This is a genomic window from Streptomyces sp. NPDC048751 (assembly GCF_043198595.1).
Classification (GTDB): Bacteria; Actinomycetota; Actinomycetes; order Streptomycetales; family Streptomycetaceae; genus Streptomyces.
On record NZ_JBICUX010000005.1, the window covers coordinates 248,760 to 262,897 of the forward strand.

Consider the following 14,138-nt stretch of genomic DNA (forward strand, 5'->3'; position numbering starts at 1 on the left):
TCCCGCGCTGATGAGGTGGCCGGATGCGAAGAGCCACCCCCTTACTCCCCGCCCTCGCCGCCGTCCTGCTGGTCGCCGGATGCGGATCCGAACACGCCGACCCCCAGGGCACGGGAAGCAGCCGGAGCAGCAGGAGCGGAGGGCAGACCCCCGTCTCCGACCCGGGCAAGGACGGCGTGCGGATCACCGCCATGATGGTCCCGTCCGGCGGCAGCACCTCCGAGGTTTCGGCCGCCTACGAGGTCACCAACGACGGCAGTCAAGCGCTGACGTACACCATCGTGTTCACCTTCCTCTCGGCCGACGGCGGGGCGATGACCAACCTGCGCCGGACCGTGGGCGATGTCGCCCCGGGCAAGACCGTGCGGCGGAGCGTCGACATGGGGAAGCTGCCGCCGGGCGCGTCCCCGGTGACCAACGTGAAGGTCCTCGAAGTGACCAGCGTCCCCGCGGACGAGGCGCCCACCGACGTGGGCGCGTGCCCGCCCTCCGGGGTCTGGGTCACGGCGGACCAGGGCGACGCGGCCATGGGACTGCGGGTCGTGGGGCTGTGGGTGGAGAACTGCGGGACCGGCGAGTACAAGATCGAGGGCTATCCCGAACTGACGCTTCTCGACGAGGACCACAAGCAGGTCGACGGTGTGAAGATCCTGCACGGCAGCGGCGGCATCTCAGGCGATCCCGGAGCCGACGACCCGCCCCGGCTCGTGACCCTCAAGCCACGCGAGCGCGCGCGGTCCGTCATCGAGTGGCGCAACACCACCCAGTCCGGTACCGCGGTCAACGCCCCCTACGTCCGTGTCGTGGCGAAGCCCGGAGCCGCACCCGTGATGGTCACGCCGCACCTCGACCTCGGCACCACCGGGAAGCTGGGCGTGGGCCCCTGGAAGAGGGTGGAGGAGTAGGCGCGACAGCGGGTGGGATAAACGAAAGCGCCGGTCGGCCGGGGTGTGCGATCGTAGGACGAGTCGTCCTGCCGAGCCCCCAGGATCACCGTCCTGGGGGCTTTCGCGCGCACGGCACCAGCGAACTCGTCCACCACATCGACCCGCCGGAGAGGCCCTCCGCATGTTCCTGACCATCAGTACCACCGGCACCCCCGAGCGCCCCGCGACCGACCTCGGCTTCCTGCTGCACAAGCATCCGGACAAGGCGCAGGTGTTCTCCACGTCCTACGGCAAGGCGCACGTCCTCTACCCGGAGGCGGACGCCGAGCGCTGCACGGCGGCGCTGCTGCTGGAGGTGGATTCGGTGGCACTGGTCCGGCGCGGCAAGGGCAAGGGCCGGGGCGGCGCCCCGGACGCGGCACTCGCCCAGTACGTCAACGACCGCCCGTACGCCGCTTCCTCACTGCTCGCCGTCGCGCTGAGCGGTGTGTTCTCCAGCGCGATGCGGGGCGTGTGCAACGCCCGGCCCGAGCGCGCCGAGCAGCCGCTGCCGCTGCGCATCGAGGTGCCCGCGCTGCCCGCCCGAGGTGGCCCCGACCTCGTACGCAAGCTCTTCGAGCCGCTCGGCTGGGCGGTCACCGTCGAGCCCGTGGCGCTGGACGTCCAGTTCCCGGAGTGGGGCGAGTCCCGCTACGTACGCCTCGTCCTGGAGTCCGAGGGCCGCACCCTCGCCGCCGCGCTGCGCCACCTCTACGTCCTGCTCCCCGTCCTGGACGACGCCAAGCACTACTGGGTCTCTCCCGACGAGGTCGACAAGCTGCTGCGCGCCGGTGAGGGCTGGCTGCCCGACCACCCGGAGCAGAAGCTGATCACCAGCCGCTACCTGTCCCGCCGCTGGTCGCTGACCCGGCAGGCCATGGAGCGCCTGGAGCTGGTGCGGCTCGCGGAGGCGGACGACAGCGAGGTCGAGGAGATCGACAACGCGGTCGAGGCCGAGGGGGAGACCGAGGAGAAGCCGACCCCGCTCGCCGTGCAGCGCCGGGACGCGATCGTCGCCGCGCTGCACGCGTCCGGCGCCGCCCGGGTGCTCGACCTGGGCTGCGGACAGGGCCAGTTGGTGCAGGCACTGCTCAAGGACGTCCGGTTCACCGAGATCGTCGGCGTGGACGTGTCGATGCGGGCGCTCACCATCGCCTCCCGGCGTCTGAAGCTGGACCGGATGGGCGAGCGGCAGGCCTCCCGCGTGAAGCTCATGCAGGGCTCGCTCGCCTACACCGACAACCGGCTCAAGGGCTACGACGCCGCCGTGCTCAGCGAGGTCATCGAGCACCTCGACCTGCCGCGGCTGCCCGCCCTGGAGTACGCGGTGTTCGGCTCGGCCCGCCCGCGCACGGTCCTCGTGACCACCCCGAACGTCGAGTACAACGTCCGCTGGGAGAGCCTCCCGGCCGGGCACGTCCGGCACGGCGACCACCGCTTCGAGTGGACGCGCGAGGAGTTCCGGACCTGGGCCGAGGCGGTGGCCGAACGACACGGCTACGGCGTGGAGTTCGTGCCCGTCGGACCCGACGACCCGGAGGTGGGACCGCCCACCCAGATGGCCGTGTTCGACATCAAGAACGTGAACGAGAAGGAGGCGAAGGCGGCATGACCGAGAACCAGGCCAAGACCGCGGGGCGGGTCCTGCCCGTCACCGACCTCTCCCTCGTCGTCCTCGTCGGCGCCTCAGGCTCGGGCAAGTCCACCTTCGCCCACCGGCACTTCAAGCCGACGGAGATCATCTCCTCCGACTTCTGCCGGGGCCTCGTCTCCGACGACGAGAACGACCAGAGCGCCACCCGGGACGCCTTCGACGTCCTGCACTACATCGCGGGCAAGCGCCTCGCCGCGGGCCGCCGCACGGTCGTCGACGCGACCAGCGTGCAGCAGGACGCCCGCCGTCAGCTGATCGACCTGGCCAAGCAGTACGACGTGCTGCCCATCGCCATCGTGCTCGACGTCCCGGAGGACGTGTGCGCCGAGCGCAACGCGTCCCGCACCGACCGGGCCGACATGCCCCGCCGGGTCATCCAGCGCCACACCCGCGAACTCCGCCGCTCCCTGAGGCACCTGGAGCGCGAGGGCTTCCGCAAGGTGCACGTCCTGCGCGGGGTGGAGGACATCGAGAACGCCACCGTCGTCACCGAGAAGCGCTTCAACGACCTGACCCACCTCACCGGCCCCTTCGACATCATCGGCGACATCCACGGCTGCTCCTCCGAACTGGAGTCGCTGCTCGGCAAGTTGGGCTACGTCGACGGCGTTCACCCGGACGGCCGCACGGCGGTCTTCGTCGGCGACCTCGTCGACCGCGGCCCGGACAGCCCCGCCGTGCTGCGCCGCGTGATGACCATGGTCGGTTCGGGCAACGCGCTGTGCGTGCCCGGCAACCACGAGAACAAGTACGGGCGTTACCTCAAGGGCCGCAAGGTCCAGCACACCCACGGCCTCGCCGAGACCATCGAGCAGATGGAGGGCGAGAGCGAGGAGTTCAAGAAGCAGGTACGGGAGTTCATCGACGGCCTGGTCAGCCACTACGTCCTCGACGGCGGCAAGCTCGTCGTCTGCCACGCCGGGCTGCCGGAGAAGTACCACGGCCGCACCTCGGGCCGGGTCCGCTCGCACGCCCTGTACGGCGACACCACCGGCGAGACCGACGAGTTCGGCCTGCCGGTGCGCTACCCGTGGGCGGAGGACTACCGGGGCCGGGCGGCCGTGGTCTACGGCCACACCCCGGTCCCGGAGGCCAGCTGGCTCAACAACACCATCTGCCTGGACACCGGCGCCGTCTTCGGCGGCAAGCTGACCGCGCTGCGCTGGCCGGAGCGCGAACTGGTCGACGTACCGGCCGAGCAGGTGTGGTACGAGCCGACCAAGCCGTTGAAGGCGGAGGCGCCCGGCGGGCAGGACGGGCGGCCGCTGGACCTGGCGGACGTGCACGGCCGCCGGGTCGTCGAGACCCGGCACGCGGGCCGGGTGTCGGTCCGGGAGGAGAACGCGGCCGCGGCCCTGGAGGTCATGAGCCGTTTCGCGGTGGACCCGCGGCTCCTGCCGTACCTCCCGCCGACCATGGCGCCGACCGCCACCTCGCGGGTCGAGGGCTACCTGGAGCACCCGGAGGAGGCGTTCGCGCAGTACAAGGAGGACGGTGTCGAGCGGGTCGTGTGCGAGGAGAAGCACATGGGCTCGCGGGCGGTCGCCCTGGTCTGCCGGGACGCGGAGGCGGCCCGCAAGCGCTTCGGCGTCGAGGGCGCCGCGGCTCCCACGGGCTCTCTCTACACCCGAACGGGTCGTCCGTTCTTCGACGACGAGGCGGTGACGGAGCTGATCCTGGGCCGCCTGCGGACGGCGATCAGCGAGGCCGGCCTCTGGGACGACCTCGACACGGACTGGCTCCTGCTCGACGCCGAGCTGATGCCCTGGTCGCTGAAGGCGTCCGGGCTGCTGCGCTCGCAGTACGCGGCGGTGGGCGCCGCGTCCGGGGCGGTGTTCCCGGACGCGCTGGCCGCGCTGGAGGGCGCGGCGGCCCGCGGTGTCGACGTGACCGACCTGCTGGCGCGCCAGCGCGACCGGGCGTCCGACGCCGCCGCCTTCACGGAGGCGTACCGGCGCTACTGCTGGGCCACCGACGGCCTGGACGGCATCCGGCTGGCCCCGTTCCAGATCCTCGCCGTCCAGGGCCGCAGCCTCGCCGCCCTGCCCCACGACGAGCAACTCGCCCTGCTCGACCGGCTGGTGGAGCACGACGCGAGCGGCCTCCTCCAGACCACCCGGCGCCTCTACGTCGACACCGGCGACCCGGAGTCGGTGCGGGCCGGCGTCGACTGGTGGCTGGAGATGACCGGCCGGGGCGGCGAGGGCATGGTCGTCAAGCCGCTCGGCGCGCTGGTCCGCGGCAGCGAGCACGGCCGTCTGGTCCAGCCCGGCATCAAGTGCCGGGGCCGCGAGTACCTGCGGATCATCTACGGCCCGGAGTACACCCGCCCCGACAACCTGGCCCGCCTGCGCCAGCGCTTCCTGAACCACAAGCGCTCCCTCGCGATCCGCGAGTACGCCCTCGGCCTGGAGGCCCTGGACCGGCTCGCCGAGGGCGAGCCGCTGTGGCGGGTGCACGAGGCGGTGTTCGGCGTACTGGCCCTGGAGTCGGAGCCGGTGGACCCGAGGCTGTGAGCGGGCGGCCGCGGCTGGGGTGCGTCCCCGGCCGCGGCCCCGGTTCTGCCCCTGCTCTTCGGCGCCGCTTCTCGCCCCCGGTTCTCGTCGGTGGGACGAAAACAAGCTGTCCGTAAACCTCCGGGCAGGGGGTGAACGAGCGCCCCGTTGGTCAGGATGGAGGCATGGGATTCCAAGTCGACTCCGAGGCCGGGCGGCTGCGCCGCGTCATCCTGCACCGGCCCGATCTCGAGCTCAAAAGGCTCACCCCGAGCAACAAGTTCTCGCTGCTCTTCGACGACGTGCTGTGGGTGCGCAGGGCGCGCGCCGAGCACGACGGGTTCGCCGACGTGCTGCGCGACCGCGGTGTCGCCGTCCACCTCTTCGGGGACCTGCTGGCCGAGGCCCTGGAGATCCCGCAGGCCAGATCGCTCGTCCTGGACCGGATCTTCGACGAGAAGGAGTACGGGCCGCTCGCCACCGACCATCTCAGAGCCGCCTTCGAGAACATGCCCGCGCCCGAGCTGGCCGACAGTCTCGTCGGTGGGATGACCAAGCGGGAGTTCCTGGACGCGCACGCGGAGCCGACCTCCGTGCGGTTCCATGTGATGGAGCTCGACGACTTCCTGCTCGCCCCCCTGCCCAATCACCTCTTCACCCGGGACACCTCCGCCTGGATCTACGACGGCGTCTCCATCAACGCCATGCGCTGGCCGGCCCGGCAGCGCGAGACCGTGCACTTCGAGGCGATCTACCGGCACCATCCGCTGTTCCGCGAGGAAACGTTCAACGTGTGGTCGAGGGGCCAGGCCGACTACCCGTCCACCATCGAGGGCGGGGACGTACTGGTGATCGGCAACGGGGCGGTCCTGATCGGCATGAGCGAGCGCACCACGCCCCAGGCCGTCGAGATGATCGCCCACAAGCTGTTCGCGGCGGGCTCCGCGCAGACGATCGTGGCGCTGGACATGCCGAAGGCGCGCGCCTTCATGCACCTCGACACCGTGATGACCATGGTCGACGGCGACACCTTCACCCAGTACGCCGGGCTCGGCATGCTCCGCTCGTACACCATCGAACCGGGCGCCGGCGACAAGGAGCTGAAGGTCACCGACCACCCGCCGGAGCACATGCACCGCGCGATCGCCGCCGCCCTCGGGCTGAGCGAGATCCGGGTGCTGACCGCGACCCAGGACGTGCACGCGGCCGAGCGCGAGCAGTGGGACGACGGCTGCAACGTCCTGGCCGTCGAACCCGGAGTGGTCATCGCCTACGAACGCAACTCCACGACCAACACCCATCTGCGCAAGCAGGGCATCGAGGTGATCGAGATCCCCGGCAGCGAACTGGGGCGGGGGAGGGGAGGGCCGCGCTGTATGAGCTGTCCGGTGGTGCGGGATCCCGTATAGCGAGACCAGGTCTGTATATAAATGCTGAGCATCGTATAGAGTTCCAAGGTCCTTTGATCCTGCCGTAACCCTGGAGCGCCCCCATGGCGACAGTCCCGACCGCCCTCGCCGGCCGCCACTTCCTCAAGGAGCTCGACTTCTCGGGCGAGGAGTTCCGCGGTCTGATCGAGCTGGCCGCCGAGCTGAAGGCCGCCAAGAAGGCGGGGACGGAGACGCCGTACCTGCGGGGCAAGAACATCGCGCTGATCTTCGAGAAGACCTCGACCCGCACCCGCTGTGCCTTCGAGGTCGCCGCCGCCGACCAGGGCGCCTCGACGACCTACCTCGACCCCTCCGGCTCGCAGATCGGGCACAAGGAGTCCGTGCGGGACACCGCGCGTGTGCTCGGCCGGATGTACGACGGGATCGAGTACCGGGGGGACAGTCAGGCCAACGTCGAGGAACTCGCCGCCTTCGCGGGCGTGCCCGTCTTCAACGGTCTCACCGACGACTGGCACCCCACCCAGATGCTCGCCGACGTGCTCACCATGACCGAGCACTGCGCCAAGCCCCTCACGGAGACGGCCTTCGCCTACCTCGGCGACGCCCGCTTCAACATGGGCAACTCCTACCTGGTCACCGGCGCTCTGCTCGGCATGGACGTCAGGATCGCCGCCCCCCGTGAGTACTGGCCCGCCGAGGACGTCGTCGCCGACGCCCGCAAGCTCGCCGAGGGCAGCGGCGCCCGCATCACCCTCACCGAGGACGTGAGCGAGGGCGTCCGGGGCGCCGACTTCGTCGCCACCGACGTGTGGGTCTCCATGGGCGAGCCCAAGGAGGTCTGGGCCGAGCGCATCGGCGCCCTGGTGCCGTACGCCGTGACCATGGACGTCCTGCGCGCCACCGGCAACCCGGACGTGAAGTTCCTGCACTGCCTGCCGGCCTTCCACGACCTCGGCACCAAGGTCGGGCGGGAGATCCACGAGACCTACGGCCTGGACTCCCTGGAGGTGACGGACGAGGTCTTCGAGTCGGCCCACTCCGTCGTCTTCGACGAGGCCGAGAACCGCCTGCACACCATCAAGGCGGTCCTGGTCGCGACCCTCGCCTGACGGAGCCCGGAGGGTCGGCTACGAGGGGCGCCGCTGGTGCGGCACCACCGGCAGCCGGAACCACACCGCCTTGCCCGTCTCCGTGGGCCGGTGGCCGCAGGACGAGCTGAGGGCGCGGATCAGCAGCAGGCCGCGCCCGTGTTCCTGCCAGGGGTCGGGCGGTCCGCCGTGCGGGCGGGTGAGATCACCGGGCGGCGCCGGGTCCGGATCGTGCACCTCGACCTGGCAGCCGGTCGGCAGCAGCTCCACCACGAGCTCGATCGGGGACCGGCCTGCCGTGTGCTCCACGGCGTTCGCCACCAGCTCCGCGGTGAGCAGTTCCGCGGTGTCGCTGTCGGCCCCGTGCTCCAGCTCCGCCAGCGCCGTACGGACCAGAGCGCGCGCCACCGGGACCGCCGCGGCGGAGTGGGGCAGCGCGATGCGCCAGGAGGCGGGGGCGGAGGGGCGTTCTTGCAAGGCAGGTCCGTTCATGGCGCAGGCTGTCCTGCTTTCAACTTTATGAATGGTACGGCGCAACCGGCCGACTGACTCGGTCGGTGCCGTCCCGGGATCCCTCGACCCCGGTACCGGCGGCTTACCCACGGCAACGATCCGCCGCTCACGACCGCTCCCGCTGTTACCTCCCTGTCGCCGATCTGACGGGGTTCGGCCACATCATGACGACGCTATAGCGCACTCGTGACGACAGTCACGGACGAGTGATAACTTCGAGGGGCAGGGCAGCGCCCGCGCCACCGTCCGAGGAGGCCGCACGTCATGAGTCCCTTCACCGGCTCCGCCCCCCACACCTCCGACTGGCATCACCTGCGCGTCGAGCACACCGACGGCGTCGCCACCGTCACCCTGGCCCGCCCCGAGAAGCTCAACGCGCTCACCTTCGGCGCCTACGCCGACCTGCGCGACCTGCTCGCCGAGCTGTCCCGCGAGCGGTCGGTACGCGCCCTGGTGCTGGCCGGCGAGGGGCGCGGCTTCTGCTCGGGCGGCGACGTCGACGAGATCATCGGCGCGACCCTGTCCATGGACACCGCCCAGCTCCTCGACTTCAACCGGATGACCGGCCAGGTCGTACGGGCCGTACGGGAATGCCCGTTCCCGGTGATCGCCGCCGTCCACGGCGTCGCGGCCGGCGCGGGAGCCGTCCTCGCCCTCGCCGCCGACTTCCGCGTGGCCGACCCCACCGCCCGCTTCGCCTTCCTCTTCACCCGCGTGGGCCTCTCCGGCGGCGACATGGGCGCGGCCTACCTCCTGCCCCGAGTGGTCGGCCTCGGCCACGCCACCCGCCTGCTGATGCTCGGCGACCCCGTCCGCGCCCCTGAGGCCGAGCGCATCGGCCTGATCAGCGAACTGACGGAGGAGGGCCACGCCGACGAGGCAGCTCAGGCCCTGGCCCACCGCCTGGCCGAGGGGCCAGCCCTGGCGTACGCCCAGACGAAGGCCCTCCTGACAGCCGAACTGGACATGCCGCTCGCGGCGGCGGTGGAGCTGGACGCCTCCACCCAGGCCCTCCTGATGAACGGCGAGGACTACGCGGAGTTCCACGCGGCTTTCACGGAGAAGCGCCCTCCCAAATGGAGCGGACGGTGACTGTACCCACCTCAGGGGCGCGGGGAACTGCGCGATCAACCACGAACAACCCGCAGCCGCGGGACGGGACAAGGTCCCCCATGCGAGTCGCGATCATCGGCGGCGGCCCCGGAGGCCTCTACACCGCCGCCCTCCTCAAACGCCTCGACCCAGCCCGCGAAATAACCGTCTGGGAACGCAACCCCCCTGACACCACCTTCGGCTTCGGAGTGGTCCTCTCCGACGAAACCCTCGGCGGCATCGAACACGCCGACCCTGTCGTCTACAAGGCGTTGAAGGCCGACTTCATCCGCTGGGACGACATCCACATCACCCACCGCAACACCCGCCACACCTCCGGAGGACACCGCTTCGCGGCCCTGGGCAGGCAACGCCTCCTGGAGATCCTCCACGCCCGCTGCCGCTCCCTGGGCGTAGAGCTCCGCTTCTCCACGGAAGCCCCCTACCCCGCATGGCTGACGGAGACGTACGACCTCGTCATCGCCGCCGACGGCGTGCACAGCTCCACCCGCGAAAGCTTCGCCGAGGTCTTCCGACCGCAGATCACCCCCCACCGCTGCCGCTACATCTGGCTCGCCGCCGACTTCGCCTTCGACGCCTTCCGCTTCGAGATCGCCGAGACCGAGCACGGCGTGATGCAACTGCACGGCTACCCCTATGCGGCCGACGCCTCCACCGTGATCGTCGAGATGCGCGAGGAGGTGTGGCGGGCGGCCGGGTTCGACGCGATGGAGGAGCGCGAGTCGGTCGAGCGCTGCGCGAAGATCTTCACCGACGCCCTGGGCGGCCGCCCCCTGAAGTCCAACAACTCCGCCTGGACCACCTTCCGCACGGTCGTCAACGAGCGCTGGTCGCACGGCAACGTCGTCCTCCTCGGCGACGCCGCCCACACCGCCCACTTCTCCATCGGCTCCGGCACCAAGCTCGCCGTCGAGGACGCCCTCGCCCTGGCGGCCTGTCTGGAGGAACAACCCACGCTGGCCGAGGCGTTGACGGCCTACGAGGAGGAGCGCAGGCCGGTCGTCGCCTCCACCCAGCGGGCCGCCCGGGCCAGCCTGGAGTGGTTCGAGAACGTGGGGCTGTACCTGCGCCAGCCGCCCCGCCAGTTCGCCTTCAACCTGCTCACCCGCAGCCGCCGCGTCACCCACGACAACCTCCGGCTGCGCGACGCGCACTTCACCTCCGCCGTGGAGCGCTCCTTCGGCTGGCCGCCGGGCACGCCCCCGATGTTCACCCCGTTCCGGCTGCGCGGCCTGACCCTGCGCAACCGGGTCGTGGTCTCGCCCATGGACATGTACGAGGCCACCGACGGCGTCCCCGGCGACTTCCACCTCGTCCACCTGGGCGCCCGGGCGCTCGGCGGCGCCGGCCTGGTGATGACCGAGATGGTGTGCGTGAGCGAGCAGGGCCGCATCACGCCCGGCTGCACCGGCCTCTACACCGGCCGCCAGGCCGAGGCATGGCGGCGGATCATCCGCTTCGTGCACGCGCAGGCGCCGGGCACCGCGATCGGCGTGCAGCTCGGCCACTCCGGCCGCAAGGGCTCGACGAGGCTGATGTGGGAGGGCATCGACGAGCCGCTTCCCGAGGGCAACTGGCCGCTGGTGGCGGCCTCCCCACTGCCGTACAAGCCGGGCAGCCAGGTTCCCCGCCAGCTCTCCCGGGCCCAACTGACCGACATCCGGGAGCAGTTCACCTCCGCCGCCTGGCGGGCCGCACGGGTCGGCTTCGACCTGCTCGAACTGCACTGCGCCCACGGCTACTTACTGTCCGGTTTCCTCTCCCCGCTGACCAACCGACGGACCGACGCCTACGGCGGCTCACTGGAGAAACGGCTGCGCTTCCCGCTGGAGGTCTTCGACTCCGTGCGCGCGGTGTGGCCCGAGGAGCGGCCGCTGACCGTGCGCATCTCGGCCACCGACTGGGCCGAGGGCGGCACCACCGCCGACGAGGCCGTCGAGATCGCCCGTGCCTTCGCCGCGCACGGCGCCGACGCGATCGACGTGTCGACCGGGCAGGTGGTGTCCGAGGAACGCCCGGAGTTCGGGCGGTCGTACCAGACGCCGTTCGCCGACCGCATCCGGCACGTGGTGGGCATCCCGGTGATCGCGGTCGGCGCGATCTCCTCCTGGGACGACGTCAACTCGCTGATCCTCGCCGGGCGTGCGGACCTGTGCGCGCTGGCCCGCCCGCACCTCTACGACCCGCACTGGACCCTGCACGCGGCCGCCGAGCAGGGTTACGACGGACCGGGCGTCGTCTGGCCCGCGCCGTACCGGGCGGGCAGCAGGCGGCCGCAGACGGGCCGGACGGACGCGCCCAAGCCCCGCCTGGAACTGGGGAGTTGACGCCCCGGCCGGTCGCCCTCCCCCTCGCCCTTCGACTCGCCCTTCCACTCACCCCTCGACGAAGACCGCCCCCGCGTCCCTGAGCCGCTCGTGCAGCCCCAGGAACACCGCCGCGGAGCGCACGCCCGGCCAGTTCGCGGGGAGCAGCCGAGCGGGCAGGCCGGGGTCGGCGTAGGGGAGGTGGCGCCAGGAGTCCAGGGCGAGGAGGTAGTCGTGGTACGCCTCCTCGGGCGGGGTGTCCGGGCGTCGCTCCCAGGTGTGCAGCACGGGCGCGTGGCGGTCGAGGAACGCCTCGTGCTCCTTGGCGATCGCCGCCAGGTCCCACCACCGGGCGACCGACTCGACGGTCGGCGCGAAGCCGAGGTGCTCGCCGCGGAAGAGGTCCACGTACGGGTCGAGGCGCAGCCGCTGGAGGGTGTGCCGGGTCTCCTCGTACAGGCGGGCCGGGGCGATCCACACGCCGGGCGCCGCCGTGCCGAAGCCGAGACCGGACAGGCGCGAGCGCAGCACGTGCCGCTTCTGCCGCTCCGACTCCGGTACCGAGAACACCGCGAGGACCCAGCCCTCGTCCTCCGACGGGGCGGTGGCGTAGATGCGCCGGTCGCCGTCGTCGAGCATCTGCCGCGCCTCCTCGGACAGCTCGTACCCGGCCGCGCCGTGCGCGGTGCGGGCCGGCAGCAGCAGACCGCGACGCTTCAGCCGGGACACCGAGGAGCGTACGGAAGGCGCGTCCACGCCCACCGCCGCGAGCAGCCGGATCAGCTCGGCGACGGGCACCGGGCCGGGCATGAAGCGGCCGTACGCGCCGTAGAGCGTGACGATCAGAGACCGTGGAGCATGCTGGTCGGACACGTTGATCATCTTAGGTCGTCGGCATCACTGCTGGTCGCCGTCACGGCTGGTCACCTCCGGTCCGCAGGCGGAACCGCTGGAGCTTCCCGGTCGCGGTGCGAGGCAGCGCGTCCAGGAAGACGATCTCGCGCGGACACTTGTAGGGCGCCAGCTCGCCCTTGACGAAGGCCCGCAGCGCCTCCGCGTCCCGCGCCGCGCCCTCCCTCAGGACGGCGAACGCCACCACCACGTGCCCGCGCGCCTCGTCGGGCCGCCCGACCACCGCCGCCTCCACCACGTCCGGGTGCCGCAGCAACGCCTCCTCGACCTCCGGTCCGGCGATGTTGTACCCGGCGGAGATGATCATGTCGTCGGCGCGGGCGACATAGCGGAAGTAGCCGTCGCCCTCACGGACGTAGGTGTCGCCGGTGATGTTCCAGCCGCCGCGCACGTAGTCCCCTTGCCGCGGGTCGGCGAGATACCGGCACCCGACCGGTCCGCGCACGGCGAGCAGCCCCGGCTCGCCGTCCGGTTTCTCCCGCCCCCGCTCGTCGACCACGCGCGCGTGCCACCCCGGTACGGGCAGTCCGGTCGTGCCGGGTCTGATGTGCTCGTCGGCGGCGGAGATGAAGATGTGCAGCAGCTCGGTGGCCCCGATGCCGTTGATGATCGGCAGCCCGGTCCGCTCCCGCCAGGCCCGCCAGGTGACGGCGGGCAGGTTCTCCCCCGCGGACACGCACCGGCGCAGGGACGACAGGTCGTGCGAGTCGAGCCCGTCCAGCATCGCCCGGTAGGCGGTGGGGGCCGTGAACAGCACGGAGACGCGGTGCGCGGCCACCGCCGGCAACAACTGCCGGGGGCCCGCCTCCTCCAGCAGCAACGCACTGGCGCCGGCCCGCAGCGGGAAGACGACCAGCCCGCCCAGGCCGAAGGTGAAGCCGAGCGGGGGACTGCCCGCGAACACGTCGTCGGGGCGGGGGCGGAGGACGTGCCGCGAGAAGGTGTCGGCGATCGCCAGCACGTCCCGGTGGAAGTGCATGCACCCCTTCGGACGCCCGGTGGTCCCCGACGTGAACGCGATCAGCGCCACGTCGTCGGCCGCGGTGTCCACGGCCCGGTACGGCGTCCCGGGCGCCGGACGGCTCAGCAGGTCGTCCGGGGCGTCACCGCCGTACGTCGTGATCCGCAGGCCCGGGATCTCCGCCTTGGCCAGGTCGTCGACGGCCCGGATGTCGCACAGCGCGTGCCGCACGTGCGCGATCTCGCACATCGTCGTCAGCTCCTGCGGGCGCTGCTGGGCCAGCACGGTGACGGCGACCGCGCCCGCCTTCAGCACCGCCAGCCAGCAGGCGGCCAGCCAGGGGGAGGTGGGGCCGCGCAACAGCACCCGGTTGCCGGGAACGATGCCCAGGTCCCCGCTCAGAAGGTGCGCGAGCCGGTCGACCTGGGCGCGCAGCTCGCCGTACGTCCAGGTCGTGGCCGCCGTACGGAACGCCACGCGGTCCGGGTCGGTGTGGTGGTCGAGGAGCTCGGCGGCGCAGTTGAGCCGTTCGGGGTAGCGCAGCTCCGGCAGGTCGAAGCGCAGCTCGGGCCACTGTTCGGGTGGCGGGAGGTGGTCGCGCGCGAAGGTGTCGACGTGGGCCGAGACGTTCATGGCGGTTCGCCCCCTGTGTCGTGGTGGGCTCGCGCGGTCGGGGTGGGGCCGTGTCGCGGTGCTTGACCCGCCTTGTCGACCTGGGCTCGCACCGAGCGTATCGCGTTGATGACGACAGTCAACGGGGCGCGATATCGTCGGGAGGT

The 14,138-nt window shown here is 71.6% G+C and carries 10 protein-coding genes; 7 read left to right on the forward strand and 3 right to left on the reverse strand.

Features of this window, described 5'->3' with window-relative positions; genetic code table 11:
• The first annotated feature begins 23 nt into the window (after positions 1 to 23).
• The 5 genes from ACGFNV_RS18450 to argF all read left to right on the forward strand — a co-directional run bounded on the left by ACGFNV_RS18450 (position 24) and on the right by argF (position 7,575).
• Positions 24 to 905 (forward strand): DUF4232 domain-containing protein, encoded by an 882-nt coding sequence (locus ACGFNV_RS18450; protein ID WP_393623667.1) that lies wholly within the window; start codon positions 24 to 26, stop codon positions 903 to 905.
• 163 nt (positions 906 to 1,068) lie between these two features.
• Positions 1,069 to 2,538, forward strand: a complete 1,470-nt coding sequence (locus tag ACGFNV_RS18455) for a 3' terminal RNA ribose 2'-O-methyltransferase Hen1 (RefSeq protein ID WP_393623669.1) — start codon at positions 1,069 to 1,071, stop codon at positions 2,536 to 2,538.
• Entirely contained in the window at positions 2,535 to 5,096 is a 2,562-nt protein-coding gene (locus ACGFNV_RS18460; RefSeq protein WP_393623671.1) for a polynucleotide kinase-phosphatase, read from the forward strand. The genes ACGFNV_RS18455 and ACGFNV_RS18460 overlap by 4 nt, the downstream gene beginning before the upstream one ends.
• Positions 5,097 to 5,260: 164 nt before the next feature.
• Positions 5,261 to 6,484 carry an arginine deiminase gene (locus tag ACGFNV_RS18465; protein WP_166662547.1) on the forward strand — a complete coding sequence of 408 codons (1,224 nt, stop codon included), beginning with the start codon at positions 5,261 to 5,263 and terminating at the stop codon, positions 6,482 to 6,484.
• Between the two features lie 83 nt (positions 6,485 to 6,567).
• Positions 6,568 to 7,575, forward strand: a complete 1,008-nt coding sequence (gene argF, locus ACGFNV_RS18470) for an ornithine carbamoyltransferase (RefSeq protein ID WP_393623673.1) — start codon at positions 6,568 to 6,570, stop codon at positions 7,573 to 7,575.
• Between the two features lie 18 nt (positions 7,576 to 7,593).
• Here argF and ACGFNV_RS18475 read toward each other — a convergent pair whose 3' ends face one another.
• Positions 7,594 to 8,046 carry an ATP-binding protein gene (locus tag ACGFNV_RS18475; protein ID WP_393623675.1) on the reverse strand — a complete coding sequence of 151 codons (453 nt, stop codon included), beginning with the start codon at positions 8,044 to 8,046 and terminating at the stop codon, positions 7,594 to 7,596.
• A gap of 285 nt (positions 8,047 to 8,331) precedes the next feature.
• On the opposite strand from ACGFNV_RS18475, the gene ACGFNV_RS18480 reads away from it, so the two are divergent.
• Positions 8,332 to 9,159 (forward strand): enoyl-CoA hydratase family protein, encoded by an 828-nt coding sequence (locus ACGFNV_RS18480; protein ID WP_393623676.1) that lies wholly within the window; start codon positions 8,332 to 8,334, stop codon positions 9,157 to 9,159.
• An 80-nt stretch (positions 9,160 to 9,239) separates the two neighbouring features.
• Positions 9,240 to 11,507, forward strand: coding sequence for a bifunctional salicylyl-CoA 5-hydroxylase/oxidoreductase (locus ACGFNV_RS18485; protein ID WP_393623678.1), 2,268 nt, complete (start codon positions 9,240 to 9,242; stop codon positions 11,505 to 11,507).
• A gap of 48 nt (positions 11,508 to 11,555) precedes the next feature.
• Here the strand turns inward: ACGFNV_RS18485 and ACGFNV_RS18490 are convergent, their stop codons facing one another.
• Positions 11,556 to 12,368, reverse strand: coding sequence for a PaaX family transcriptional regulator C-terminal domain-containing protein (locus ACGFNV_RS18490; protein WP_393623682.1), 813 nt, complete (start codon positions 12,366 to 12,368; stop codon positions 11,556 to 11,558).
• 31 nt (positions 12,369 to 12,399) lie between these two features.
• Positions 12,400 to 13,992: an AMP-binding protein gene (locus tag ACGFNV_RS18495; protein ID WP_393623683.1), complete on the reverse strand. Its 1,593-nt coding sequence runs from the start codon at positions 13,990 to 13,992 to the stop codon at positions 12,400 to 12,402.
• Positions 13,993 to 14,138: the final 146 nt, after the last annotated feature.